Source organism: Adhaeribacter radiodurans (assembly GCF_014075995.1).
Lineage (GTDB): Bacteria > Bacteroidota > Bacteroidia > Cytophagales > Hymenobacteraceae > Adhaeribacter > Adhaeribacter radiodurans.
Genome location: NZ_CP055153.1, coordinates 2,527,541 through 2,553,228 on the forward strand (window position 1 = coordinate 2,527,541; position 25,688 = coordinate 2,553,228).

The 25,688-nt window shown below is 38.7% G+C and carries 23 protein-coding genes and 1 pseudogene; 19 read left to right on the plus strand and 5 right to left on the minus strand.

Annotated features, from left to right (window positions below):
- Nucleotides 1–6: 6 nt before the first annotated feature.
- Nucleotides 7–660, plus strand: a complete 654-nt coding sequence (gene trmB / locus HUW48_RS10430) for a tRNA (guanosine(46)-N7)-methyltransferase TrmB (protein ID WP_182415611.1) — start codon at nucleotides 7–9, stop codon at nucleotides 658–660.
- 83 nt (nucleotides 661–743) lie between these two features.
- On the opposite strand, the gene HUW48_RS10435 is transcribed toward trmB, so the two are convergent.
- The gene (locus tag HUW48_RS10435) at nucleotides 744–1,367 is read right to left on the minus strand and encodes a phosphoribosylanthranilate isomerase (RefSeq protein WP_182415612.1); all 624 of its coding nucleotides are present in this window, start codon (nucleotides 1,365–1,367) and stop codon (nucleotides 744–746) included.
- A 249-nt stretch (nucleotides 1,368–1,616) separates the two neighbouring features.
- On the opposite strand from HUW48_RS10435, the gene mnmA reads away from it, so the two are divergent.
- From mnmA to HUW48_RS10460, 5 genes are read left to right on the plus strand one after another with little or no spacing between them, the layout of a single operon-like run.
- Nucleotides 1,617–2,720 carry a tRNA 2-thiouridine(34) synthase MnmA gene (gene mnmA / locus HUW48_RS10440; protein ID WP_182415613.1) on the plus strand — a complete coding sequence of 368 codons (1,104 nt, stop codon included), beginning with the start codon at nucleotides 1,617–1,619 and terminating at the stop codon, nucleotides 2,718–2,720.
- A gap of 11 nt (nucleotides 2,721–2,731) precedes the next feature.
- Entirely contained in the window at nucleotides 2,732–3,469 is a 738-nt protein-coding gene (locus HUW48_RS10445) for a hypothetical protein (RefSeq protein ID WP_182415614.1), read from the plus strand.
- 6 nt (nucleotides 3,470–3,475) lie between these two features.
- A complete protein-coding gene (locus tag HUW48_RS10450; protein WP_182415615.1) occupies nucleotides 3,476–5,152 on the plus strand; it encodes a S8 family serine peptidase in 1,677 nt (558 codons plus the stop codon).
- Nucleotides 5,153–5,209: 57 nt separating this feature from the next.
- Nucleotides 5,210–5,866 (plus strand): ribulose-phosphate 3-epimerase, encoded by a 657-nt coding sequence (rpe, locus tag HUW48_RS10455; RefSeq protein WP_182415616.1) that lies wholly within the window; start codon nucleotides 5,210–5,212, stop codon nucleotides 5,864–5,866.
- A 10-nt stretch (nucleotides 5,867–5,876) separates the two neighbouring features.
- On the plus strand, nucleotides 5,877–8,327 hold the full coding sequence (locus HUW48_RS10460; protein WP_182415617.1) for a TonB-dependent receptor: 2,451 nt from the start codon (nucleotides 5,877–5,879) through the stop codon (nucleotides 8,325–8,327).
- A 119-nt stretch (nucleotides 8,328–8,446) separates the two neighbouring features.
- Here HUW48_RS10460 and HUW48_RS10465 read toward each other — a convergent pair whose 3' ends face one another.
- Entirely contained in the window at nucleotides 8,447–9,325 is an 879-nt protein-coding gene (locus HUW48_RS10465; protein ID WP_182415618.1) for a DUF2911 domain-containing protein, read from the minus strand.
- Between the two features lie 483 nt (nucleotides 9,326–9,808).
- Between HUW48_RS10465 and hisG the strand changes: the two genes are divergently transcribed.
- The 13 genes and pseudogenes from hisG (at nucleotide 9,809) to HUW48_RS10525 (ending at nucleotide 22,989) form a co-directional block, all read left to right on the plus strand.
- Nucleotides 9,809–10,660, plus strand: a complete 852-nt coding sequence (hisG, locus tag HUW48_RS10470; RefSeq protein ID WP_182415619.1) for an ATP phosphoribosyltransferase — start codon at nucleotides 9,809–9,811, stop codon at nucleotides 10,658–10,660.
- A complete protein-coding gene (hisD, locus tag HUW48_RS10475) occupies nucleotides 10,660–11,952 on the plus strand; it encodes a histidinol dehydrogenase (protein ID WP_182415620.1) in 1,293 nt (430 codons plus the stop codon). The genes hisG and hisD overlap by 1 nt, the downstream gene beginning before the upstream one ends.
- Entirely contained in the window at nucleotides 11,945–12,994 is a 1,050-nt protein-coding gene (gene hisC / locus HUW48_RS10480; protein WP_182415621.1) for a histidinol-phosphate transaminase, read from the plus strand. Before hisD ends, hisC begins: the two co-directional genes overlap by 8 nt.
- 91 nt (nucleotides 12,995–13,085) lie before the next feature.
- Nucleotides 13,086–14,180 carry a bifunctional histidinol-phosphatase/imidazoleglycerol-phosphate dehydratase HisB gene (gene hisB / locus HUW48_RS10485; protein ID WP_182415622.1) on the plus strand — a complete coding sequence of 365 codons (1,095 nt, stop codon included), beginning with the start codon at nucleotides 13,086–13,088 and terminating at the stop codon, nucleotides 14,178–14,180.
- On the plus strand, nucleotides 14,180–14,761 hold the full coding sequence (hisH, locus tag HUW48_RS10490; RefSeq protein ID WP_182415623.1) for an imidazole glycerol phosphate synthase subunit HisH: 582 nt from the start codon (nucleotides 14,180–14,182) through the stop codon (nucleotides 14,759–14,761). The genes hisB and hisH overlap by 1 nt, the downstream gene beginning before the upstream one ends.
- Entirely contained in the window at nucleotides 14,758–15,480 is a 723-nt protein-coding gene (hisA, locus tag HUW48_RS10495; RefSeq protein WP_246343814.1) for a 1-(5-phosphoribosyl)-5-[(5-phosphoribosylamino)methylideneamino]imidazole-4-carboxamide isomerase, read from the plus strand. Before hisH ends, hisA begins: the two co-directional genes overlap by 4 nt.
- Nucleotides 15,474–16,235 (plus strand): imidazole glycerol phosphate synthase subunit HisF, encoded by a 762-nt coding sequence (gene hisF, locus HUW48_RS10500; protein WP_182415624.1) that lies wholly within the window; start codon nucleotides 15,474–15,476, stop codon nucleotides 16,233–16,235. The genes hisA and hisF overlap by 7 nt, the downstream gene beginning before the upstream one ends.
- On the plus strand, nucleotides 16,226–16,849 hold the full coding sequence (gene hisIE / locus HUW48_RS10505) for a bifunctional phosphoribosyl-AMP cyclohydrolase/phosphoribosyl-ATP diphosphatase HisIE (protein WP_182415625.1): 624 nt from the start codon (nucleotides 16,226–16,228) through the stop codon (nucleotides 16,847–16,849). Before hisF ends, hisIE begins: the two co-directional genes overlap by 10 nt.
- 174 nt (nucleotides 16,850–17,023) lie before the next feature.
- The gene (locus HUW48_RS10510; protein ID WP_182415626.1) at nucleotides 17,024–17,830 is read left to right on the plus strand and encodes an MBL fold metallo-hydrolase; all 807 of its coding nucleotides are present in this window, start codon (nucleotides 17,024–17,026) and stop codon (nucleotides 17,828–17,830) included.
- A 143-nt stretch (nucleotides 17,831–17,973) separates the two neighbouring features.
- Complete coding sequence (locus HUW48_RS10515; RefSeq protein WP_182415627.1) at nucleotides 17,974–18,366, plus strand: phage holin family protein; 393 nt, start codon at nucleotides 17,974–17,976, stop codon at nucleotides 18,364–18,366.
- Nucleotides 18,367–18,593: 227 nt separating this feature from the next.
- Nucleotides 18,594–21,170, plus strand: coding sequence for a phosphoenolpyruvate carboxylase (locus tag HUW48_RS10520; RefSeq protein WP_182415628.1), 2,577 nt, complete (start codon nucleotides 18,594–18,596; stop codon nucleotides 21,168–21,170).
- A 628-nt stretch (nucleotides 21,171–21,798) separates the two neighbouring features.
- Nucleotides 21,799–21,930 (plus strand): annotated as a pseudogene (locus tag HUW48_RS27585) (double zinc ribbon domain-containing protein); the annotation flags it as partial.
- A 123-nt stretch (nucleotides 21,931–22,053) separates the two neighbouring features.
- Nucleotides 22,054–22,989 (plus strand): hypothetical protein, encoded by a 936-nt coding sequence (locus HUW48_RS10525; protein WP_182415629.1) that lies wholly within the window; start codon nucleotides 22,054–22,056, stop codon nucleotides 22,987–22,989.
- A 77-nt stretch (nucleotides 22,990–23,066) separates the two neighbouring features.
- Here HUW48_RS10525 and HUW48_RS10530 read toward each other — a convergent pair whose 3' ends face one another.
- The 3 genes from HUW48_RS10530 to HUW48_RS10540 form a co-directional block, all read right to left on the minus strand.
- The gene (locus HUW48_RS10530; protein ID WP_182415630.1) at nucleotides 23,067–23,594 is read right to left on the minus strand and encodes a DinB family protein; all 528 of its coding nucleotides are present in this window, start codon (nucleotides 23,592–23,594) and stop codon (nucleotides 23,067–23,069) included.
- A gap of 278 nt (nucleotides 23,595–23,872) precedes the next feature.
- Nucleotides 23,873–24,967, minus strand: coding sequence for a serine hydrolase domain-containing protein (locus HUW48_RS10535; RefSeq protein WP_182415631.1), 1,095 nt, complete (start codon nucleotides 24,965–24,967; stop codon nucleotides 23,873–23,875).
- Nucleotides 24,968–25,236: 269 nt separating this feature from the next.
- Nucleotides 25,237–25,674: an Hsp20/alpha crystallin family protein gene (locus HUW48_RS10540; RefSeq protein ID WP_182415632.1), complete on the minus strand. Its 438-nt coding sequence runs from the start codon at nucleotides 25,672–25,674 to the stop codon at nucleotides 25,237–25,239.
- Nucleotides 25,675–25,688: the final 14 nt, after the last annotated feature.

Genomic DNA, 25,688 nt, shown 5'->3' on the forward strand with positions numbered 1-25,688 from the left:
TACAAAATGGCCCGATCGAAGCTAGCAAGATTTAAAGAGATTGCAGAAAATAATATTGTAGTAGAACCAGGAAAATCAATTTTTGACCAGATAAAAGGAAACTGGAACGAAGAATTCTTTAAAAATAACCACGAAATAATAGTAGAAATTGGCTGCGGCAAAGGAGATTATACCATTGGCATGGCTAATTTATTTCCGAATAAAAACTTTATTGGTGTAGATATAAAAGGTTCCCGATTATGGAAAGGTAGTCGTTTGGCGCAAAAGCATGGTTTAATTAACGTAGCTTTTCTCCGGAATTTTGTTGAACAGTTATCGGAACAATTTGTTCCCGGAGAAATTAGTGAACTTTGGGTAACTTTTCCGGATCCTCGCCCTAAAAGAGGGGATGAGAAAAAACGCCTTACCTCCGTCCGGTTTTTAGATATTTATCAGTCTTTGGTAAAACCAGACGGGATTATTCATTTTAAAACCGATGATTTAGTTTTATTTGAATTTACCCTGAATTTGTTGCAAATGCGCGAAGCAAAAAACCTGCTTTATACATTTGATTTATACCAATCCGATTTGCAGCATCATACCCTTGGTATTCAGACTACGTACGAAAAACGTTTTCTCTCGGAAAGACAAACTATTAAATATTTGCAGTATACCATATAGAAGGTAGACGATAGACTATAGTCCATAGTCGACAGAAAATAGTTCATAACATTTACTAGGGACTGTGGACTATCGTCTATTGACTAAACTTCTTCTAGTTCTTCAAAAATTTCCTGAAGCTTATCAAAATCTTTCAAGCCTGGTTTAATTTCCTGGCCGCCTTTAAGGGCAATACCATCAGGTTTTATAATTTGTAACACCTCGTTTACGTTTTCTTTTGAAATTCCAAAACCAATTATGATTTTGAAGTCCCGGGCTAAATCTTGCAGAAAACGAATGTTGGTTTCATCAATGGTTTGGTAATCATCCGAGAAAATCAAAAAAGAAGCCACATGATCTTTATACAAATGCATTTCTTCAATTAGCTCACTTTCAATGGTGTCTTTGGTAAAGCGTGCCCGTTGAATTACCGGGCAATTAATTTGTTGAATTTCATCAATTAAATATTGCTTTTCAAGCTGTACGTAATCTAGTTGGCAAGCTTCGGTTAACGCATTTATTTGCTCTACGGTAGCCTTTTTAAATTCACCTACCAATTGTACACCAGCTACCCAACCGGCTATTTCCTTTATCTCCTGGGATGATATATAATTTGGTTGGCTTTCGTCGAGGCAAAAACCAAGCATATCCACGCCCATACCGGCACAATACCGGGCATCGCTTAAATTATTAATACTATTTACTATTACCGAAGTGATTAAAGCCATAACGAAGAAAATGAAGTTTAGCTAACATTTATACTATAACATTGTTGCAAAGTATTCCAAAGTCAAAATAAGTAAGTATTTGGGAAATGAGTAAGCTTTTCTAATAAAAATATATAGTGTTTAAAGAAAGATAAGGTTGGCAATCAACAATTAACTGCTAAAAACAATTCCTAAACTTATATTAGTGAAAGCTTGTTGGTATATTTGCAACTTATTGCAATAACTTTAATTTTTAGCATAACTTTAATAATGAGTAAATTAGGTAGGGTTTTAGTAGCCATGAGTGGTGGGATCGATTCTTCGGTAGCCGCTGTAATGCTGCATGAACAAGGCTACGAAGTAGTAGGCATGACCATGAAAACCTGGGATTATGCCTCTGCCGGAGGAAATAAAAAAGAAACTGGTTGCTGTAGCCTGGATTCTATTAATGATGCCCGTAATATTGCTGTTTCTTTAGGCTTTCCGCATTATATAATTGATATCCGTGAGGAGTTTGGCGATTATGTAATTAATCATTTCACCGACGAATATATTGCCGGTCGTACCCCAAACCCTTGTGTACTGTGCAATACGCACATTAAGTGGGATTCTTTGTTGCGTCGGGCGGATAAATTAGGTTGTGATTTTATTGCTACCGGGCATTACGCGAACATCCGCGAAGAAAATGACCGCTTTGTAATTTCGAAAGGTTTAGACGAGAATAAAGATCAATCTTATGCATTATGGGGAATTTCTCAGGCGAGTTTAAGCCGTACTATTTTCCCGTTAGGTAATCTTCGTAAAACTGAAATTCGCCAAATGGCCATAGAACGTGGTTTTATGGAACTGGTGCAAAAACCAGAGTCTTACGAAATATGCTTTATTCCAGATAACGATTACCGGGGTTTCTTAAAACGTCGGGTGCCGGAATTACAAACAGAAGTAGCCGGTGGTGAATTTGTGCTGGAAGATGGAACAGTAGTAGGTAAACACGAGGGGTATCCGTTTTATACCATTGGGCAACGCAAAGGTTTAGGTATTGCTTTAGGGTTTCCCGCTTATGTTACTAAAATAGAGAAAGATAAAAACCGGGTAGTTTTAGGTAATTACGATAATCTGGCTAAAAATGCCATGCGGGTGGGTAAGCTAACTTTAAGTAAATATGCCGACCTGATGGATAAACCTACTGCTTCTGTTACGAAAGTACGCTACAACGATCCGGGTACGGAGGCGGTAATTGAGCAAATAGGAGACAAAATGGAAGTGCATTTTGAACGGGGAGTACACGCCATTGCTCCCGGGCAAGCCGCTGTTTTTTACGAAGGCAACGATGTAATAGGCGGTGGCTGGATTGAAGCCAGTTATAACGTTTAGTAGCTTAAATAATGTTAAAACAAGGGCTGCTGGTTCTGTTTATTTGTTTCTTTTTTATCGGCTGCACCGAAAAGATTGATCCTAATCCAGAGGGGCTAGGATTACAATATTACCCTTTGCAAGTAGGCGATTATTGGATTTACCATGTTACCGAAACAAGTTACCAAAACCAGTTTGCCCATCAAGCCAGCGATTCTGTTAATTATTTTGTGCGCGAACGAGTAGATACGGTTTTTAAAGACTTAACGAATGAAGACACGTATAAAATTATTCGTTCGCGCCGCAATTCTACTGCCGAAGAATGGAGTTCAGATTCGGTGTACGTAGTAAATAAATCAGCTTCTGATGTAAGCGTAACGCAAAATAATTTACGAGTAGTTAAGTTTATTTTTCCGGTTAAAGAAGGTAAAAAGTGGAATGCAAACATATATAATACGCAATCCGGAGTAAACAACACCTCCGAACAAAAGTTTTACTCTTTTGCCAACCAGAACGTAGCATTTTTACTAAATGGCCTTACTTACCCGAATACAGTAAAAGTAGAACAATTTTCAAACGACAATGCAATAGAAAAACAGGAAGCGTTTGAAATCTATGCCTACGGGGTAGGTCGAGTTTATAAACAAATAATAGACTTTAATTATTGTTCGGATCCGGACCGGCAAAATGGCTGTGAAGTAGGAAAACAATTTATCGTTACCGGAATAAAACGGACAGAGAAATTACAGGAACATGGTTCCATTAAATAACCATAAATGAAAATTTGGATTCTGACGAGTATTTTAATTCTAGGAGCATTGACTAGTCAGAGCCAAATAAACCCTGGCTCAACTGGTTTAAGCAAACATTTTATTTATTTTAAAGATAAAACTAATACTCCTTTTTCTATTCAGGAACCAAAAACATTTCTGTCAACAGCTGCTCTTGACCGGCGGCAACGCTACCAAATACCCGTTGTTTCCCGCGATTTACCCGTTACGCCTGAGTATGTAGCTCAACTCAAAGCAAATGGTGCCCGTGTGTGGTATACCTCTCGATGGTTTAATGGTGCTTTAGTGCAATGCGATACAAGTACGTACCGCAAAATAAAAGCTTTACCTTTTGTTAAAGAAACCCAAACGGTTGGGTTAAGAGCTAGTAAGAATCCTTCAACTAACGGGCAAAATTACATCACCCTAAAAAATCAAAATGATCAAAAACTTTCGTTCGTAAAAATCCAACAAGAATTCGGGGAATCTTACGGCCAGGCTAAATTAATTGGTGTGCCAGCCATGCACGCCGATGGGTACCGAGGCGAAGGAATTAGTATTGCTGTATTTGATGGTGGCTTTTCGGGAGTAAATAGAATCGCGGCTTTTAATCACTTATTTAGAGATAAAAAAATTAAAGCGACTTTTGATTTCGTGGATAAGAATGCCAATGTATTTAAGAAAGATAACCACGGCACCGAAGTTCTATCTACCTTGGCAGCAAATCAGCCGGGAACATTTGTGGGCACGGCTCCTCAGGCAGTATATTCGTTGTTTATTACGGAAGATGTAAAACGAGAGCAGAAGATCGAAGAAATTAATTGGTTATTGGCGGCAGAGTTTGCCGATAGCGCTGGAGTAGACATTATCCAAACCTCTTTAGGTTATAATACTTTTGATGGTTCCAGTGGTAACTATTCTTACCAGGATATGAACGGGGATAAAGCTATTTGTACCCGCGCTGCTGATTTTGCGGCCGCTACGGGCATGCTGGTAGTGGTAAGCGCCGGCAACGAAGGAAACAATGGCTGGCAATATATTACCGCTCCCGCCGATGCTGATTCGGTGTTAAGTATTGGAGCAACTGATTCATTAGGGAACCGGGCCATATTTAGTTCGCTTGGTCCCGCTTCTGATGGGCGCATTAAACCCGAATTAGCAGGTCAAGGACTAAAATCAGCAGTTATTGATTCAACCGGAAAAATAATTGGTGCCAATGGTACTTCGTTTTCTAGCCCCATTATATGTGGCTTGGTCGCTGGTTTTTGGCAAGCCAACCGGCAGTTAACCAATTTACAAGTAATGGATTATCTGAAATTATCAGGTTCGCAAGCTACACAGCCCGATAATCGTTTAGGTTTTGGCATACCGCATTTTAAAAGAGCCCAGTTATTGGCTCAACAAGATTCTGAAAAAAATCTAACTGGATTTAAATTGTTTCCCAACCCAGTCAAGGATAATCATTTTACCGTATTAGTGCCCGTAAATGCCGACCAGAACACGGAAATCAAAATTTTTAATGCTATTGGGCAGGAAGTAAACGTATTTACCTACCATTACGATAAAATAAAAACCGACCGTACTTTCGTTACTTTTGAAATCACCGGGCTTTCTGCGGGTATGTATCAATGCGTTATTACTAGCTTGAACCGCTCCGAAACAATTCGGTTTTTAAAACTCTGATTGAATTATCAGCTAAATTACTCCGAGTAGTACTAACAAAGTGCCTATCTTTGCTGCATGAAACCAATTATTGCTCCTTCTATTTTAGCAGCTGATTTTGCTAATTTACAGACCGAAATTGAATTACTTAACCAAAGTGCTGCCGACTGGATTCATTGTGATATAATGGACGGCCGGTTTGTGCCTAATATTTCTTTTGGTTTACCAGTGTTGCAAGCGGTTCATAAACATGCCCGAAAGCCATTGGATGTTCATTTAATGATTGCTGACCCTCAGTTGTACATTGAACAATTTCAAAAAGCCGGAGCCAATAGTATTACGGTACATTATGAAGCTTGCCCGCATTTACACCGGGTTATTGAACAGATTAAAAATGTAGATTGCAAGGCGGGAGTAGCGTTAAATCCGCATACCCCTGTTGCTTTGCTCGAAGACATTATTAATGATGTGGATTTAGTTCTCATTATGTCTGTTAATCCGGGCTTTGGTGGCCAGAAATTTATTCCGCATACCTATACCAAAGTGGCTGCTTTGCGCGAGTTAATACAATCAAAAAACGCGCATGCTCTAATTGAAGTAGATGGTGGAGTAAACGAAGAAACAGCACCCTTACTTTTAGAACAGGGGGCAAATGTTTTGGTGGCCGGGTCCTTTGTATTTCAAGCGAGTGATCCGTTACAGACCATCGCTAATTTACAAAATATCGCTTCCTGATTTATTTTTTATGCATCTGAGACTGGTTTTATGGCTGGCCTGGTTATTTTTTCCTGTTTTAGTTTATGCCCAACAAGCAACTGTTACGGGCCTGGTTATGGATGAAACCGGTGCTCCGCTTGAATACGCTAGTATAATTATAAAAGGAAAGACCTACGGAAGTCAAACCAACGCTGCCGGAATGTTTAAGATTACGGTTCCTGCTGAAAAAGACATAGTTTTAGTAATAAATTACTTGAGTTATCAGAATCAGGAAATTCAGCTTAGATTAAAAAATAAAGAAAACCGGGAAATTAAAGTAAAGCTTCTAACGGCAAGTAACGCGCTTTCCACCATTGTTGTCACCGATCAAAATTTTACTAATGCTAACTCTGCAGTAAGTATTATGCGCCTGAATCCGCGTATAACCAAGCAATTGCCTTCTGCATTCAACGATTTTAATAAAATTTTAGCTACTCTCCCGGGTGTATCTAGTAATAACGAACTTACTTCAACTTATTCCGTTCGGGGCGGTAATTACGATGAAAATTTAGTTTATGTAAATGGCATTGAAATTTACCGGCCATTTTTAGTAAGTAACGCGCAGCAAGAAGGGCTTAGCTTCGTAAACCCAGACTTAGTGCGAGACGTGCAATTTTCATCGGGCGGTTGGCAACCTAAATGGGGCGATAAACTTTCTTCGGTATTAAATATTACTTATAAAACTCCTAAAAAGCTGGCCGGCTCTGTAAATGGCGGATTAATTGGTGGAGGGGTACACCTGGAAGCTGCTTCTAAAGATAAAAGAATTACTTATTTAGCCGGAGTACGTTATAAAAATGCACAATTAGTTTTTAACTCTCTGGAAACAAACGGCAACTACCAGCCTAGTTTCACAGATGCTCAAAGTTATATTACAATAGATTTAACCCGTAAATCTCGCCGATCATTAGAATTACCCAAAACTACTTTAGGAATACTAGCCAGTGTAGCTCGTAATAAATACGAAGTTATACCTTTTTACCGGGAAACTTCCTTTGGCACCAGGGACCGGGTGGTGCAATTAGGTATAGACTACAACGGGCACGAGCGAATGGAGTATGAATCGTACCAAGGTGGATTGAATTTAATACATCGCTTTACCCCAAAGTTTTTTACCGAAATAACTGCTTCATCTGTAATCGCTCGTGAGAGGGAATTACGAGATGTAGCGGCGAGTTATTCTTTTTACGAAGTAATAGATGATAAACAAACCCGGAACCCGAACGAAGAAGTACGTAATGTGGAGGCTGGCACCGATTTCGAACATTCCCGGAATAGTTTAACTGCTAAAATTTTTGCTTTAGAAAACCGGTATACCTGGCAGCCAACCAACCGGCAGGAGTGGCAATTAGGAATAAAAGCGGCGCGCGAAGATATTACGGATCAATTAAAGGAATACAGATTAATGGATTCCGCCGATTATATAACGGTAAACCAGCAATTTGCTTCTAACTTAAAACTGCCTTCTTATCGCTACCAAGGTTACGGGCAACATACCTGGCAACTAGATTCTTTGCGTACGCTCACCTACGGGGTACGATTAAATTATTGGACCGTTAACCGCGAATTACTCATTAGCCCTAGAGTGCAGTATACGGGAATCGTACCAACTCATTTAAATTGGTCTTACAAATTGGCGCTGGGCGTTTATTATCAACCTCCTTTTTACCGTGAATTGCGTGACCGGCAAGGTGACTTGAATTTAAATTTAAGGGCGCAAAAATCACTGCACTTTATTGCCGGAGCAGAATACAGGTATTTATCCTGGAACCGTCCTTTTAAACTAACAGCCGAAGTTTACTATAAAACACTGACGAACGTGGTGCCTTACGAGGTAGATAATGTGCGGCTACGTTATTTTGCTCAGAATAATGCGAAAGCTTATGCTGCCGGGATTGACTTACGCGTAAACGGAGAATTTATACGAGGAGCTGAATCGTGGTTTAGCTTAGGAATTCTTACTACAAAAGAAAATATATCCGGCGATTCTACCATTTATGATCTGGGGACCTTTAAACCGGTAAGTAAAAGGCCCATCAACTACATTCGGCGGCCTACTGATCAACGGGTAACTTTTGGCGTTTTTTTTCAGGATCACATTCCTGACCATCCGTCTTACAAAATGTACCTGAACGGAGTAGTGGGTACTGGACTACCCTTTAGTCCGCCGGGAAATGAGTCTATCCGTAATCAATTTAATATGCCTTTTTACAAGCGCGTAGATATTGGATTTTCTAAGTTACTCTCTTTTAATAGTTCAACTACGGATAAAACAGTTAGTCTGGAAAGCCTCTGGATAAGTTTAGAAATTCTAAATTTAATTGCGGCAAACAACGTAGTTTCCTATAATTACGTGAAAGATGTTCAAAACATTACCTACGCCGTACCCAATTACTTGTCTTCCCGTTTAGTAAATCTACGCTTTATCGCTCAATTCTAAATTAGTAAAAGTGCAAAAGTAACCTGTAAAATTGGCTACTAAATCATAAAAGCAAAAAGCGGAAGATACCTTCCGCTTTTTGCTTTTATCAAAATATTAAAACTTTGAAAATAAGCCATTTAGTTTATGTTCGCTTCAAAGCGCTTAAACTTCCAGACATTGAAATTACGCTCAATATTGGATTCGTATTTTTTATATTCTTCCTGGTCCTTTTTGCCTAATTTTATAGCTTTTTTGCACAAGTCTACGGCTCCTTCATATTCGTCTTTTTGAGCCAGCAACTGCGCCTTAATCCAATTGTTATAAAAGTTATCGTTAATGGATAACGATTTATCAATCCATTTTAAAGCTAATTCGTGCAGCGTGTTTTTTGAAATTAAATAATTGGTTGCTTGCGCGTAAATTTGCCAATCGTCTGGTTTAGCTTTGGTTAGATCTTCCTGCAACATGGCCAATACTTTGGCATCGGTGTCCACTTCTATTTTTACCGAAACTTTTTTCCGCTCCCAGAAAAAACTCAGAGTACCGGTATTTTGCAGTACATCAGAAAATACAAATTGAAATGTTTCTTGGGTAGGAACTTCTTTTACTTGCGCCGGAATTCTTAAAATATCATCTTTAGGATCGTATCCTTCGGCGCCCCATAAGCTGGTATTTTTGTTTAAGATAAACAAACAAGAATCAGCACTTTCAGGTAAGGAATATAAGCTGTACGTTCCGGCCGCCACATTCTCTCCGTTTAACTTAACGGCATCCGAAAAAGTTATAAGAGTAGCCTCGTTGGCTCCGGTGCGCCATACTTCGTTATACGGCACCAATTTTCCCCAAACTTCTCGCCCTTTTACTCCGGGAGTATGGTATTTTAAGGTTATTTCTGTTAAACCTATGGTTTGCATTACCATAGCAGCCGGGCTAGGTTGGGGTAAGCGCAATTGCGCCTGAACAAATTGCGGGACCAAAAAGAAAGTGAAACAAGCAAAAGCTAAAATAGCACGCATAGTACAAAGGTAAATTCAAAAAGTTAATTGTTTTTCTCAGGAACAACCAATCTTAATCAACTACTAACCGAAGCAGATTATCTTATTCAGAAGTAAAAAATAATGCCAAAATACAGCATTAATATGGACAATTTAAAATCTACTGAGATGTAGTAAAGGCGTAATACTATAATTTTCAGGCAAATTACAAAAAATGATAGAAAATTATATGCGGAAACAGAAAAATTTAGGATAAGTTTTTATAATTCATTTTCTGGCTTACATTTGCATCATCTTATGATGAAATACAGCAAACAATACAATTTTTTTCCTCTTTCAACGCCTTCTCACGCGTTTGATTTTGCTGTCCATTTTCACCATTACCATCATTCCTCCCGGGGAGAATAATAGTTTTTACGTTCGGGAAGGAGGAAACTCCTGGTTGTAAGCTGTTTCATCAATAGCTTTTCACTTTAATATTCAGGAAGCATATAAAAATTAAAAATGATTCGATTAGCCATTCAAAAGTCGGGTAGATTAAGCGAAGATTCCCTTAATCTCATTCGGGAATGCGGTATTTCTTTTGTTAATTCTTCTTTAAAACTTAAAACCGAAGCCACCAACTTTCCTCTTGAAATTTTATTTCTGCGCGACGATGACATACCCGGTTACGTTGCTGATGGAGTAGCCGACATTGGAATTGTAGGGGAAAACGTTCTTGTGGAAGAAGGTAAACAAGCACTGCAAGTAAAAAAATTAGGTTTTTCGCAATGCCGTTTGTCCATTGCGGTTCCTAAAAACGCCGAATTTGATCATATTTCTGGTTTGGAAGGTAAAAACATTGCTACCTCTTACCCAAATTTACTGCAGTCTTATTTATCCGGCGAAGGTGTGAAAGCTCATATTCATACTATTAGCGGTTCGGTTGAGATTGCGCCAAGTATTGGGTTAGCCGATGCTATCTGCGATATTGTTTCTTCGGGGAGTACGTTAATCAGCAACGGGTTACGCGAAGTACAGACTGTTTTTCATTCCGAAGCCGTATTAATTGCACACCAGGATTTGACCAATGAGAAACGCGCCATTTTAAATCAACTTTTATTCCGGATTGATGCGGTAAGAAAAGCCCAGAAAGCTAAGTATATTTTACTAAATGCCCCTAACGAAGCAATACCCCGTATTAAATCTTTATTGCCAGGTATGAAAGCTCCTTCTATTTTACCTTTAGCGGAAGAAGGCTGGAGTTCTGTGCATTCGGTGGTAAACGAAGATGATTTCTGGGAAATAATCGAAAAGTTACGCGAAGCTGGTGCCCAAGGTATATTAGTAGTGCCAATCGAGAAAATGATTTTGTAATGTTAAAGCAAGTATTGTATCCTGATCGGGAAAGCTGGCCAGATTTAATAAAACGCCCCGTTCAGGAATTTGAGAAAATTGAAGAACAGATAAAAGTAATCTTCGATCAGGTACGTAATAACGGTGATAAAGCCTTAATGGAACTTACCGCCCGATTTGATAAGGTAAGTTTAACCGGCTTGTTAGTATCGCCTGAAGAAATAGCTACTGCCGCCGAACAAATTTCCCCGGAATTACAAACAGCTATTCAGCAGGCTTATAAAAATATAACTGTTTTCCACGAGACCCAACGAGAAGCTAGTCGCCCCGTCGAAACAATGCCAGGCGTACGTTGCTGGCGTAAAAGCGTAGCTATTGAAAAAGTAGGCCTATACATACCGGGTGGTACTGCTCCTTTGTTTTCTACCTTGTTAATGTTAGGAATTCCGGCTAAACTCGCCGGCTGTCGGGAAATTGTACTGTGCACACCACCCGGGAAAGATGGTTCTGTTCATCCAGCCATATTATTTACAGCTTCGTTATTAGGTATTTCTACTATTTGTAAGGTTGGAGGGAGTCAGGCGATAGCAGCCCTTACTTTCGGCACCGAATCAATACCAGCCGTTTCAAAAATTTTCGGACCAGGTAACCAATACGTAACAGTGGCCAAGCAGATGGCCGGAAAGTACGGAGTAGCTATTGATATGCCGGCCGGCCCCTCAGAAGTATTAGTAATAGCCGATGAAACAGCCGATCCTAGCTTTGTAGCGGCCGATTTGCTTTCGCAAGCGGAGCACGGTACCGATTCGCAGGTGGTACTTGTTACGAACTCAGAACAACTGCTTCCTTTAGTTGAACAAGCTTTAGAAGAGCAATTAAAAAATCTATCTCGTCAGAATATAGCGGCAGAAACCTTAACGAATAGTTTAGGAATTTTGCTGAAAGATTCAGAAGAAATGCTTGCCTTTTCAAACCTCTATGCGCCCGAACACTTAATTATTATTGCTCAGGAATTGGAACACCTGGCCACAGGGGTAACCAATGCAGGTTCGGTATTTTTAGGTGCCTATAGTCCTGAATCAGTGGGAGATTATGCTTCGGGTACTAATCATACTTTGCCTACTAACGGCTATGCTCGGGCTTATAGTGGAGTTTCTTTAGATTCTTTTGTTAAAAAAATTACCTTTCAGCACCTTAGTCCGCAAGGCTTGCAATCTATTGGTCCAATAGTAGAAATAATGGCCGATGCCGAAGGATTGGATGCTCACCGGCAGGCAGTAAGTATTCGCTTAAAAAGTTTATCAAATGTTTAAACTTACTAATTTGGTTCGCCCGAATATCCGGGGTATGAAACCTTATTCTTCCGCTCGCGATGAATTTGAAGGCGAGGCTAGCATCTTTGTCGATGCAAATGAAAATAACCTTGGTAGCATGGCGGCCAACCAGCACTACAACCGTTATCCCGATCCGCATCAGAAAGAACTTAAAGCCGCCATTGCCCAAATAAAAGGAGTGAAGCCAGAACAAATTTTTCTGGGCAACGGCTCCGATGAAGCCATTGATCTCCTAATTCGATTGGTTTGTCAACCTGGTCACGATCAAATTCTAGCTTTTAGCCCCACATACGGCATGTACGAAGTATCTGCTAATCTGAACGATGTAGAGTTAAAGCTGGTAAGATTAGACGAGAATTTTCAACTTCAATTAAATAAGCTGCAAGGGCAAATTCATTCTGAAATTAAAATTATATTTATCTGCACTCCTAATAACCCAAGTGGCAATTTAATTAACCGGAGCAGTATCGAGTACATTTTACAATCTTTTTCGGGATTAGTAGTAATTGATGAAGCGTACATTGATTTCTCTTCCGAAGATAGCTGGCTTACGCAACTAAGTACGTATCCTAATTTGGTAGTATTGCAGACTTTTTCTAAAGCTTGGGGTATGGCCGCGTTAAGATTAGGAATGGCATTCGCTTCGGAAGAAGTAATTTCCTTTTTAAACAAGATCAAGCCACCTTACAACATTAACGAAGCTACTCAACAAATTGCTTTAGAAGCTTTACAAAACTCCGCTCGTTTACCCGAGATGGTAAAAGAAATAAAAGAAAGTCGGGAAATACTTGTTAAAGCCTTAAAGCATTTACCAGTAGTCAAAAAAGTTTATCCTTCGGATGCTAATTTTATTTTGGTAGAAGTAACGGATGCCAATGCTGTATATGCATACCTCTTAAATAATGGAATTGTGGTTAGAAACCGCACTACGCAACCTGGCTGCTTTAATTGTTTAAGAATATCTGTTGGTACTAAATCAGAAAACGGAAAGCTGGTTACGTGTTTGAAAAACTATATTTAGGAGATTGTAGCTTTAGTTTATAGTATTGCATATAGTATATTGAATATGAGTGAATTAAATTTTTAATAAATATTCTATTAGAAAATTTTTAATGAAAAAAGTTTTATTTATTGACCGGGATGGAACCATACTGGTGGAGCCAAAAACCGACTATCAGGTAGACTCCTTCGATAAATTTTCCTTCTTACCAGGTGTAATCCGAAATTTATATAAGATTAGTTCTGAACTGGATTATGAATTTGTGATGGTTACGAACCAGGACGGATTAGGTACTTCTTCTTATCCGGAAAATACTTTTTGGCCTTTCCAGAACAAAATGTTGGAAATTCTGGCCGGTGAAGGAATAACTTTTTCAGACATTTTAATTGATAGAAGTTTTGAACACGAAAATTTACCTACCCGCAAGCCTGGCATTGGAATGCTGCAAAAGTATTTATCAGGAAATTACGATTTAGTAAATTCCTATGTGATTGGCGATAGAGTTACCGATATAAAATTAGCTGATAACCTGGGATGTAAAGCTATTTATCTCAACGAAAGCTATAATGCTACAATTGCTTTTTCTACTAACAGTTGGGATGAAATTTACAACTATCTTCGTTTGCCTGCTCGTAAAGCAAGTATCATCCGCAATACCAACGAAACCAAAATTAAAGTTAATTTAAACTTGGATGGTACCGGAGAGATGCACATCCATACCGGATTAGGTTTTTTCGATCACATGTTAGAGCAATTGAGTAAACATTCAGGTGCAGATATGAAGATTCAGGTAGAAGGAGATTTACACATTGATGAGCATCACACCATCGAAGATACAGCTATTGCCATTGGCGAAGCTTTTGCCCAAGCCTTAGGTGATAAAAGAGGTATTAGCCGCTACGGGTATTTATTACCCATGGACGATGTATTGGCCCAGGTAGCGTTAGACTTTTCCGGTAGACCTTGGTTGGTTTGGGAAGCAGATTTTAAACGTGAAAAAGTAGGCGATATGCCAACAGAAATGTTTTTCCACTTCTTTAAATCGTTCTCGGATGCTGCTAAATGTAATTTAAATGTGAAAGCCGAAGGTGCCAACGAACACCACAAAATTGAAGCAATTTTTAAAGCAGTAGCTAAGTCTATTAAAATGGCAGTGGCGCGTGACGTAAACAAAATGGAGATTCCCAGTACCAAAGGTATTTTATAATGAGTATTGTTATTATTGATTACAAAGGAGGTAATGTACAATCAGTAAAGTTTGCGCTGGAAAGATTAGGAGCAGAAGCCACTTTGAGCGCTGATCCGGAAGTGATCAGAAGCGCCGATAAAATTATATTTCCGGGCGAAGGGGAGGCTAGTTCTGCTATGGAGGAGCTAAGAGCCCGCGGTTTAGATAAAGTAATTCCTGAATTAACGCAACCCTTTCTAGGCATTTGTTTAGGTATCCAGCTTTTATGCCGGCACTCCCAAGAAAATGACACGCAAATGCTTGATATTATTCCAGTTGATGTGGTTCGGTTTAATCATAGCTTAAAGGTTCCACATATGGGTTGGAATAACTTATTTGATTTAAAAGGCGATTTGTTTAATGGCGTAAATGAGCAGGATTACGTTTATTTTGTACATAGCTATTATTTACCCGTTTGTGAATACACCATTGCCACAGGAGCTTACCCAGAACCTTTTAGTGCGGCTGTACAATACAAAAATTTTTACGCCATGCAGTTCCATACCGAAAAAAGTGGCCCTACCGGTACACGAATTATAGAGAACTTCCTCGCTTTATGATGCAGATTATTCCCGCGATTGATATTATTGGTGGCCAGTGCGTCCGCCTAACTGAAGGTGATTTTACCCAGCAAAAAACGTATGCCAGCAATCCGGTAGAAGTTGCTAAACAATTTGTTGATGCCGGTTTACAACGCTTGCATTTAGTAGATTTAGACGGAGCCCGGGCACGTAAACCTCTAAATTTAGCTGTATTAGAAGCCATTGCTACTCAAACAAATTTAATTATTGATTTTGGCGGCGGTATTCAGTCAGAAGAATCTATTCAGCAAGCGTTTAATGCCGGAGCACAGCAAATTACTGCTGGTAGTATTGCCGTACGCGAGGTAAGCTTAGTGCAGCATTGGTTAGAAAAATTCGGGGCTAATAAAATAATTATTGGAGCCGATTTTCGTGATAACTTTATTTCTATAAATGCCTGGGCTGAGCAATCTACGGTTTCGCTTACTAATTTTATTCAACAGTATTTAGAATACGGGGCTCAGACCTTTATTTGTACCGATGTCAGTAAAGACGGTAAATTGCAGGGACCGGCTACTCAAACTTACACCGAGCTGGTTCAAAGTTTTCCGAAAGCTGGGTTTATTGCTAGCGGTGGTGTAACAACCATTAACGATTTAGAAGAATTAAAAGCTATCGGAATGGAAGGCGTAATTATTGGAAAAGCCATTTACGAAGGAACCATTACCCTGGCAGATTTAAATAAATTTGTATGTTAACAAAACGTATTATTCCTTGTCTGGATATAAAAAACGGACGAACCGTGAAAGGGGTAATGTTCGAAAACATCCGGGATGCAGGTGATCCGGTGGCTTTGGCCGCCGAGTACGCCCGGCAAGGAGCGGATGAACTGGTGTTTTTAGATATTACCGCCACTAACGAAGAGCGTAAAACCTTTGCTCAACTCGTCCGGGAAATTGCGCGCCATATTGATATTCCGTTTACGGTAGGAGGCGGTATTGGTGCTATCCGCGACGTGGAAGTACTTCTGCACGAAGGAGCCGATAAAGTATCTATTAACTCTGCCGCTATAAAAGAACCGCAACTGGTATACGATCTGGCTAAACGTTTCGGTAGCCAATGTATAACGGTTGCCATTGATACCAAATTAACTGCTACGGGTTGGAAAGTATTTAGCCGCGCCGGAACCTTGGAAACGGAACATGCTACATTAGATTGGGCAAAACAAATTACGGATTTAGGTGCCGGCGAAATTTTGCTCACCTCTATGAGCCACGATGGTACCAAAAACGGATTTGCTTTGGATATTACCGGTGCTGTTTCACAGGGAGTTTCTATTCCGGTTATTGCTTCGGGAGGAGCCGGCCAAATGGAACACTTTGCGGATGTATTTAATAAAGCACAGGCAGATGCTGCTTTGGCTGCCAGTATTTTTCACTTCGGCGAGATTCCCATTCCTGCCCTTAAAAAATATTTAGTTAACCAGGATTTACCTATTCGTTTATGTTATTAGATTTTGCAAAAGCTGGTGGCTTGTTACCCGTAGTTATTCAAGACAATTCTTCTCAGGAAGTACTTATGGTTGGGTTTATGAACCAAGAGGCATACGAAAAAACCCAGCAAGAAAAAGTAGTTACTTTTTATTCCAGAACCAAAAATCGCCTTTGGACCAAAGGAGAAACCAGCGGTAATTTCCTGCACGTAGTTAGTATTCAGGTAGATTGCGATCAAGATACATTATTAATTAAAGCAAATCCGGTTGGGCCGGTTTGCCATACCGGTGCCCGTACTTGTTTTGAACCAGCTCCAGATACAAATACCTCCAATACAATTCCAACACCCGATGTGTTTTTTCTAAAATATCTCGAAAATCTAATTCAGGACCGGCGCAAAAATCCGCAGGAAAAATCGTATACGAATCTGCTTTTTGAAAAAGGAATTCAGAAGATTGCACAAAAGGTAGGAGAGGAAGCCGTGGAAACAGTTATTGATGCTGTAGCCGGCAATAAAGAACGTTTAAAGGAAGAAGCGGCTGATTTATTATATCATCTGCTGGTATTATTAGCTGCCTCAGATTTGCAATTATCCGACGTTATTCAAGTATTACAAAAGCGGCATCAGAAATAAGGATAAAATCATTAATCTTTAACGAGCCTACTGTTTGCAGGTTCCGGTAAGTATTTATAGTAATTCTAAGGCCGTAGAAATGTTTTCTTAAATGTTAAAGATTATGTTAAATTGAGTTTCTGCTTTGGCATTAGATTTATTCGGATAAGTTATATGTAACAATAAAGCTTAAACATGCCTGTAAACTATATCTGCACAACCTGCGGCGTACAATATGCCGCTACCGATAAAGAACCGGAGCGTTGTATCATCTGCGAAGACGATCGCCAGTACGTAAACTGGCAGGGACAAACCTGGACTACCTTACCGGAAATGCAGCAAGAATACCGCAATGATATTCAACAGGTAGAGCCAAATTTATATCAGATCCACACTACTCCTAAATTTGGTATTGCTCAGAAAGCCTATTTACTTGTAAACCCTAGCGGAAATATTCTATGGGATTGTATTACTCTGATTGACGAGGACACCATAAAATTTATTCAAAGCCTCGGAGGTATTCAAGCTATTGCGCTTTCCCATCCGCATTATTATTCATCAATTGTTAATTGGAGCCGCACATTTAACAATGCTCCCATTTACATTCACGCCTCTGATAAAGAATGGGTAACGCAATCAGATAATGCTATTCAGTTTTGGGAGGGAAAAATACTAGAACTAATCGATAGTATAAGTATAATAAACTGCGGCGGGCATTTTCCGGGAGCTTGTGTACTGCATTGGCCAGCTGGGGCCGATGGAAAAGGAGTGGTATTATCCGGCGATACGCTCCAGGTTGCCATGGATCGGCAATCCGTTTCGTTTATGTATTCTTATCCTAACTTAATTCCTTTACGTCAGGCAGAAATAATTGCTATACGGGATGCCCTGCAGGGCGTGAATTTTGAACGCATGTACGGAGCTTTTGAGCCGTATATTAAACAAAATGCCCGACAAGCTTTCGATCATTCTATTGTTCGTTACCTCCAGATTTACGAATAATTACTACTCAGGAGATTATTCTTTTTTTATCAGCTACGTACCCTTATAATTAATTTCTCTCATAATCTTTAATCTAAGATTATCGTAGAAGCTTACAATTAATTATTTCATCCAATCCTATTTAACCAAACCCATTTAAAACTATGAATTACATTCTTAACCTTTTAGTAAACGCCGGTGTCGTAATGCTAATGGCTTATATATTGCCCCAGGTGCGCGTAAAAAGCTTTGGTACTGCTTTGTGGGTCGCTTTTCTGGTGAGTATTTTAAATGTTACGGTTGGTTTCTTGCTGCGTTTACCACTTAATTTAGTAACCTTCTTTTTGCTAAGTTTTTTCGTTCGCCTGATAGTAACTGCTATAATCATTAAACTGGTAGATAAATTGTTAAGTAACTTTGAGGTGCGCGGTTTTTGGCCGGCATTGGTAATAGCTTTAGCTATAGCTATAGCCGGGGCTCTTTTCGACCGCCAAGAAGCCGAAGAGCGGTACGATACTGCTTCTCAAACAATTATCAGTAACCAAACCGTAATCTAAATTCAATCACTATTTTCGATGAAGCCTGCTCTTTGAACAAAGAGCAGGCTTTGTTTTTTAAAATAAGCAATTAAAGGCTCTCTTTACTAATTATTTAAACTTGAAGTGTTACGAATATCCTGCAATAAAACAGTCCTCTTGTAGAAAATTTTTCTAAAATTTAAACGGCATGTTATGTTAATTATAATAAAAGCCTAGCTTTGTTCAGCGAATTAAAATATAATAGCATGAGTGCTTATTCAAACGGTTCCTTGCACCAATTCCGGAACCTGGTTGGTTTCAAATACGAAATGTATAATAGCTTATTCTCTTCTTTGCCCTTTTATCGGGTAGAGAAAACAGGAGTGCTCTTATCATTGTTTTTGTTACATTGCGAAGAAGGATTAAAAAAAGAATCTAGTCCGAACGAAATTATTGAATCATTTTTTCAGCAGTATACCTCTTATGCCACTGAACAGGAGCAAACCGATTTATTATTTCGTTTTGTTCAATTTGCCGAACGCCAGGTAGTTTTATTTGATGCTTTAGAAGATGCAGCATTTAATCAGATAAACGATATGCAAGGAGTTGGCACCTTAAAGCATCTGGAATCTGAAATTGTTCAGTACCGGACCCAGAATAAGTTAGCTGAAAAATTACAGGATTTTTCCGTTCGTTTGGTCTTAACTGCTCATCCCACACAATTTTATCCCAGTGAGGTTCTAGGAATTATTAATGATTTATCTAAAGCCTTAACGAACGATAATACCGCTTTAGCAAATTCTTACCTGCAACAGTTAGGTAAAACACCTTTTTTCAAAAAAGAAAAACCTACCCCTTACGACGAAGCCGTAAATTTAATCTGGTTTTTAGAAAATGTCTTTTATCCAGCTACCGGTCAAATCTTATCTTATTTAAAAAACAGATTTCCAAATGCTATTAATCCGAATAATCCTTTAATTAGAATGGGTTTTTGGCCAGGCGGAGACCGGGATGGGAATCCGTTTGTAACGGTGCCTAATACCTTAAAAGTAGCCGAGGCTTTGCGGGGTGGAATAGTAAAATCTTATTATTTGGAAGTTCGCCGGTTGAAAAAACGCCTTACTTTTAAAGGAGTTGCTAATTTGCTGGCAGACCTGGAACAACGATTATACAATAATTTATTTGTACCAGGTTATAAAGCCGATTTATCAGTAGCAGAAATAAAAGGTACCATGCAGCAGATTCGGGCAACTATTCTGCGCTTGCATAATGGCTTATTTGTAAACCAGGTAGATTCTTTTCTGAATAAAGTAGATTTGTTTGGCTTGCATTTCGCTTCACTCGACATCCGGCAGGATTCTTCGGTGCATACCAGATTGCTGGAAGAAGTAGCAGGTAAGTCGGATGTTTTACCTGAAAATTACGCAGAACTATCTGAAGACGATAAAATCAATGCTTTATTAGCAATAGAAAAAACTATTGAACCTGCATTTTTTGAAGACGAGCTGTTGCAAGACACCCTCGAATCATTAAATGCTATTAAAACTATTCAGGCCTTTAACGGAGAAGCAGGTTGCCACCGGTACATTATCAGCCATAGTACCAGTGCGCTAAATGTATTAGAAGTATATGCCCTTTTCATACTGCGGGGCTGGGAACCAGAATCTATTTCGGTGGATATCGTGCCACTTTTCGAGACAATCGAAGATTTGCGGAATTCCGGATCTGTTATGCAAAAGCTATATGAAAATCAAACTTACCGGCAACACTTACAATCGCGCGGTAACGTGCAAACCATTATGCTGGGATTTTCGGATGGAACCAAGGATGGCGGCTATTTAATGGCAAACTGGAGCATTTATAAGGCTAAAGAAATGCTTAGCAACCTTTCTAAACAATATGAGATAGAGGTTGTATTTTTTGATGGTCGGGGGGGGCCGCCCGCCCGGGGAGGTGGAAAAACGCACCAATTTTATGCCTCTATGGGAAGAAACATTGCCAATAAAGAAATTCAATTAACCATTCAAGGGCAAACCATTAGCTCTAATTTCGGTACTGTAGATGCTGCCCGGTACAATATGGAGCAATTAATGCATGCCGGAATTAGTAATGCACTTTTCTCAAACCGGGAAAAAACATTAACCGAGCCCGAAGAAGAATTGCTTATTAGCCTGGCTAACGAAAGCTTTAATGCGTATAATACTTTAAAAAACCACCCTGATTTTCTGGAATACCTGAATTATGTAAGCCCTTTACGGTACTACGCCGAAGCTAATATTGGCAGTCGGCCGGCTAAACGTAAATCCGGTCAATTAAACCTAGACGATTTACGAGCCGTGCCTTACGTTGGAGCCTGGAGTCAGTTAAAGCAAAACGTACCTGGGTTTTATGGCGTAGGAACTGCCTTAGAGAAAATGGAAGCCGCTGGTAAATGGCCGGAATTAAAAGCTTTATACGAAGATTCTTTATTCTTTAAAACGTTACTCGATAATTGCGAAATGGCCATGAATAAATGCTGTTTTCCAGTTACGGCTTATCTGGCGGAGCACCCTAAATATGGTGTTCTTTGGAAGATTATGAACGAAGAATTTGAAAGAAGCAAAAAGTATTTACTTCTTCTTTCGGGTAGCGACGAGTTAATGGCAGATAAACCCATTGACCAGCTTTCTATTCAATTAAGACAAAGAATAGAGTTACCATTGATTACCATTCAGCAATATGCTCTTACTAAAATACGGGCTATGGAAGAACAACAATTAGAAAGAGACGAAAAGAAAATCTATGAAAAACTAGTAATGCGTTGTTCTTTTGGTATCATAAACGCGGAGCGGAATTCAGCTTAGCTAATTCAGCAATAATCAATAATTAGTGAAAAGCCCTAAACATTCAGGGCTTTTTTCATTTTCAATAGGGTAGGGGAGAGGATTCTATTTAGCCTGTATCATTCCTTGCTTTTTAACCGAACTAGGTTTTTAGGTTTTTATCTTGTTACATCAAACCGGAATGGTAAGCTATGTCATTTTGTAGAAGGCATAATTATTATGTGCTTTTTTCAGACTCTTCAGAACATACTCATAATTATCATTTAAATTAATGAGTATAGCATTACAATAACAATAATTTTTCTTACTAATCTTCAAGTTATTCAAGGATATTTTAAATCTTATCTTAAACAATAAGTTGACTTGATTAAATATTTAACTTAATAAATCTTATAAACGCATGAATTATAAATAGAGATAAGAATTTATAAGAGTAAGATAAATCTTAATTAGCCAGTTTTGTTCTTGCTATCTTCTTATCATTTATCAGGTGTTGATAAAAGGTAGTTATCCATATTGCTGTTGAAGTGTGTATAAGTATAACTTATCCATATCAGGAAAATTTTGAACGGAAATCTTAAATTTGGATATTCTATTCTTATATTTAGTAGTTGTAAGATAATTCTGAAATATTTACTTGCTGATAAATATGAGCGAAAAAAAAATTTGCCTATCGTGTTCTGTGACTATTATGGAGGACGCTAATTTTTGCCATAATTGTGGAGTGCAAGTAAAATGTAAAGGCTGCGGTGAACCCTTAGTTAAGGAAGCAAGAAATTGTAGTAATTGTGGTCTAGCAGTTACTGCAATAAATCAAAATTCTTCTGTTAATACTTTTAAACTGAGGGAAAAAAAAGACGAACGGATATACGAAATAGAATTTACCAATGAGGTTGGTAAAGAAATGAAAGAAGTGATAGCGGACCTATTGCTAAATAAAATAAAATTTAATAATAGCGAAGAGGAAAACATCGGCCATTTACTTGCAACGGAATCAGTGGAGCAAGAGCAAGTAAACGGGAATGAAGAATTACCAATAGAATCAATTACAAAGCAATTACCATCAGTAAAGAGCCATAGTAATGCAACTGAGGAACCTACTCTTATATATCCGCACCTAAATGATTTAGAAATAAAACTTGATTGTAAAGAAAATGAATGGTTGTTGCTCTTTGCTTTTTACAATTCTAATTATGGGGCAAATACTTTTACAAGAGATATTGTGTGGCAATTGTATAAGGATAAAAGAAAAACCGAAACCAGATTTAAAAATTTAGGTACTAATTGGAGATCCTTATTTAAAAAATATTTGGCTACCGTTAAAGAAAATGAATTTCGGTTTACTACAGCGGGACTACAAAAAGTAAAAAGTTTACTCCGCCTAAACGATGATACAGGAGAAAATTACACGCCACGTAAAAATGTGTCTTCCGGCAATACCAGATCTAACAGCATTCGCAGCATTCCAGTATCCCGAAAAGTAATAGCCAATAGTATTGTACCGAATGAGTTTGACGTGTATAAAAATGAATATAAGGAGGGGCTGGAATCTTTTTTCCGGCGCAAAAATCCGGGTAGTGGTAATCCTAACCGCATTATAACTATTGCTTATTATATTACTAAAGTAAACCACCAGGAATATTTCACCGAGGGCAACATTGATTATGCCTATCGGATATTGAACTTAGGAGGAAAACCGGCTCATTTAAAACAAATAATTATAAACCTAAAAAATGAGCGGCTCTGGTTCCAAAAGATTATAGACAATACCACCACTGGGTGGAAATTAACTCGCCAGGGAGAAATTTACGTAGAAGAGAAATTACCGGCTCGCACTTAACAAATGTTTTATACAAAAATAATCAAGTTTAGTTATTATGTTAAATAGGGTGCTCTTGCTTAGAGCCGGTTAATTTTCTATTGTAACTCCGATGATGATTCTAAAACTTTTACGGTAACTAATAGTTGCCCCAAGTGCCGTTGGGTATGTTCTGCTGCATGAAAAAGTAAACCCAATACAGTAGAAGGTATTTTAGCCCGACCAACAAGCCTGGTTTCACTTAATTGATTGCTGTCGGTTTGTTTTAGTTGGGCAATTGCTTTGTCTACCTGATTATTAAAATTCTGCACTAAACCGATTAAGTTTAATTGTGCCACATCAGGTTGACTTTCCTGAGCTAAAGCTTTTAATTGCTCCGTATTTAAAGCCTCGCCACGAGCATACGTAAATAGCCGATCTAAAACTCCGGTAAGATGTTGCAAATGAAAACCCGCCGTAGCTACCGGGCCAGGTTTTTTCCAAAGTAAATCCTCGTTAAAATTGTTTGTTAATTCATTTACTTCTTCACGCGCCTGTAATAATGCATGTGCCACTGGTTGCAAATTCCAATGAATATCTGCTATAGGTCCGCGTAACCAAACTTCTAAATTATTTTTCTCTGCCATACTAATGAATTTTGCCAGCTGTTCGATTGATTATTAAATCGATTTTTGATTAACTACAAACATAGCAATATTGTTAATTTTGTTTTTGAAGCTATAATCTAATGGCCAGAAATAAAATATTAATTTGTCTTATAATTTATATTATGTTAAATAGACTTTCAAAGAGGTTCCAACTAAACAATTGTTTATTCTTATGAATGGATTTTAATGCCGCCAAGTACTCGTTGAACCGGAACCCATTCCCCTATTATTAGGTAATTTACTATTTATTATAATAGTTAACGTGTAAGCATGGGCTGGCTCGATCTGGACAAGAACTCTTCCCCTAGATCGAGCGTGTTACTTATAATTTTGTTATATAGCTCCCGGCCGTTTTCTCCATTGGTAAAGATTACCAGCCCACGCTGCGACTTGGGTAATAACAATATAAAGGTATTTAATCCGGGGTTGCTGCCTGAATGTACCAAGGCCATTTCGCCGTTACTTAAATTAGGATACAAGACCCAGCTCAAACCAAAGGTGTAGTTTGTACCTAGTTGCCGGGAAGTTAGCATTCTTTTGGGTAACTGGGGGCGTGTCATTTCTTGATATACTTTTTTAGAAATGCCTTTTCTTTGTAAAACACTCACCCCAAACTTGCAATAATCTTCAATGGTGGTTAAGAGTAAGTTAGCTGCATTGGCTTCATACCACTTTTCCATTTCCAGAAGCTTCCCACTTTTGTCGTGCCGACCAGCATAGTACGATTCATTTATCTTACTATCCCAATAAAACCGGGTATTTTTCATGCCTAATGGCTTAAAGAGTAACGAGTCCGCCAATTCTTTTAAGGACCGATTAAAATTGTGCTCCAAAGCATGTCCCAGATACATATATCCTTCCCCCGAATAAGCTACCTGGGTACCCGGCTCAAAAGCAAAGGTCATTTTCTTATTAGGATTATTTCCGCGCCAATTGGGAAGTCCTGTTTGGTGGGCTAATACAATCCGGGTGGTTAATTTGTGGTGCCTTTCATCCTGGGCTAAGTCCGGATCGACAAAGAAATCAGATAAAGGCTGATCTAAATTCCATTGCTTTTTACTAACTAATTGTAAGATGAGCATGCCTACCACCGGTTTTGTTAGAGAGGCAATATTAAAAAAAGTTGCCGCTGGGGCGGGCATTCCAGAGGGTAGCTCCCCTAATACCTTTGTTTCTTTAATCTGACCCTTTTCAATGATGCCCACGGAAACCAGGGGTACGTGGAATTTATTTTGCCAATGTTTAATAGAATCGGTGGCTGGTATAGCAATGTGCCTGGGTTGGGCATTTACCAAATGAGAGAAAGAAACGAGAATTAATCCGATAAGAACCGGAAATTTTAAAAGTTGCATACTTTATTAGGAGCCTTATAATAAACTCTGCTGAGGCTTTCACCAACAAAGACGAATAAGGGTCACAAACATTACCAACTAAAAGAAAAAGTTTTGATTGCGAATAAATGAATTGGGAGTTGCTGCGGCCTTGGCCTCTTAGAGGCTAACTTACTATTTTGATTTTCCATTTATCATTCCATTTGTTCCTGTTTATAAAAATAGCCAAAGGTTTAGCTTTAAACAATAAACTAAACCTTTGGTCATTTACTAGTTAAATGGCATGTCTACTAATCTACCGTAACTTCTTGAGCCGATTGCTGGGAAGCGGCGTTCTTTGGTAAAGTAATTATTAATACACCTTCTACCTGTTTGGCGCTAATTTTGGAAACATCTACCTGGCCGTTTAAATTTAAAACTCTCTCGAAGGATTTAACAGGATATTCCTGATGACTGAAGTTGGGAGAATTATTTTCTTCTACGGCTCGGGCGCCACTAATGTATAATACATCGTCCTGCACCGTAATTTTAATTCCTTCTTTTGCAAAACCAAGTGCGTACACATGTACTTCAAAAGCATTTTCATTATCAATAATATTCAGCGGAATGTTGTATTTAGGCCGCCGGAAGTAATTACTTCTAAATCGGTGGGAACCAAAAAAACCAGCTTTCCCGAACGCAGAACCACATCCATTGGCTTCCCGCGTTGCATTATTATTTCTATACATGATTATTTAGTAAA

Bases quoted from the DNA above. Each gene is read 5' to 3' on its own strand.
- HUW48_RS10525 (WP_182415629.1), top strand. From the start codon at position 22,054: ATGAAAGAAGTGATAGCGGACCTATTGCTAAATAAAATAAAATTTAAT.
- rpe (WP_182415616.1), top strand. From the start codon at position 5,210: ATGAAACCAATTATTGCTCCTTCTATTTTAGCAGCTGATTTTGCTAAT.
- hisH (WP_182415623.1), top strand. From the start codon at position 14,180: ATGAGTATTGTTATTATTGATTACAAAGGAGGTAATGTACAATCAGTA.
- HUW48_RS10510 (WP_182415626.1), top strand. From the start codon at position 17,024: ATGCCTGTAAACTATATCTGCACAACCTGCGGCGTACAATATGCCGCT.
- hisG (WP_182415619.1), top strand. From the start codon at position 9,809: ATGATTCGATTAGCCATTCAAAAGTCGGGTAGATTAAGCGAAGATTCC.
- HUW48_RS10460 (WP_182415617.1), top strand. From the start codon at position 5,877: ATGCATCTGAGACTGGTTTTATGGCTGGCCTGGTTATTTTTTCCTGTT.
- hisD (WP_182415620.1), top strand. From the start codon at position 10,660: ATGTTAAAGCAAGTATTGTATCCTGATCGGGAAAGCTGGCCAGATTTA.
- mnmA (WP_182415613.1), top strand. From the start codon at position 1,617: ATGAGTAAATTAGGTAGGGTTTTAGTAGCCATGAGTGGTGGGATCGAT.
- hisF (WP_182415624.1), top strand. From the start codon at position 15,474: ATGTTAACAAAACGTATTATTCCTTGTCTGGATATAAAAAACGGACGA.
- hisA (WP_246343814.1), top strand. From the start codon at position 14,758: ATGATGCAGATTATTCCCGCGATTGATATTATTGGTGGCCAGTGCGTC.
- hisC (WP_182415621.1), top strand. From the start codon at position 11,945: ATGTTTAAACTTACTAATTTGGTTCGCCCGAATATCCGGGGTATGAAA.
- hisIE (WP_182415625.1), top strand. From the start codon at position 16,226: ATGTTATTAGATTTTGCAAAAGCTGGTGGCTTGTTACCCGTAGTTATT.
- hisB (WP_182415622.1), top strand. From the start codon at position 13,086: ATGAAAAAAGTTTTATTTATTGACCGGGATGGAACCATACTGGTGGAG.
- HUW48_RS10535 (WP_182415631.1), bottom strand. From the start codon at position 24,967: ATGCAACTTTTAAAATTTCCGGTTCTTATCGGATTAATTCTCGTTTCT.
- HUW48_RS10445 (WP_182415614.1), top strand. From the start codon at position 2,732: ATGTTAAAACAAGGGCTGCTGGTTCTGTTTATTTGTTTCTTTTTTATC.
- trmB (WP_182415611.1), top strand. From the start codon at position 7: ATGGCCCGATCGAAGCTAGCAAGATTTAAAGAGATTGCAGAAAATAAT.
- HUW48_RS10515 (WP_182415627.1), top strand. From the start codon at position 17,974: ATGAATTACATTCTTAACCTTTTAGTAAACGCCGGTGTCGTAATGCTA.
- HUW48_RS10530 (WP_182415630.1), bottom strand. From the start codon at position 23,594: ATGGCAGAGAAAAATAATTTAGAAGTTTGGTTACGCGGACCTATAGCA.
- HUW48_RS10465 (WP_182415618.1), bottom strand. From the start codon at position 9,325: ATGCGTGCTATTTTAGCTTTTGCTTGTTTCACTTTCTTTTTGGTCCCG.
- HUW48_RS10520 (WP_182415628.1), top strand. From the start codon at position 18,594: ATGAGTGCTTATTCAAACGGTTCCTTGCACCAATTCCGGAACCTGGTT.
- HUW48_RS10450 (WP_182415615.1), top strand. From the start codon at position 3,476: ATGAAAATTTGGATTCTGACGAGTATTTTAATTCTAGGAGCATTGACT.
- HUW48_RS10435 (WP_182415612.1), bottom strand. From the start codon at position 1,367: ATGGCTTTAATCACTTCGGTAATAGTAAATAGTATTAATAATTTAAGC.
- HUW48_RS10540 (WP_182415632.1), bottom strand. From the start codon at position 25,674: ATGTATAGAAATAATAATGCAACGCGGGAAGCCAATGGATGTGGTTCT.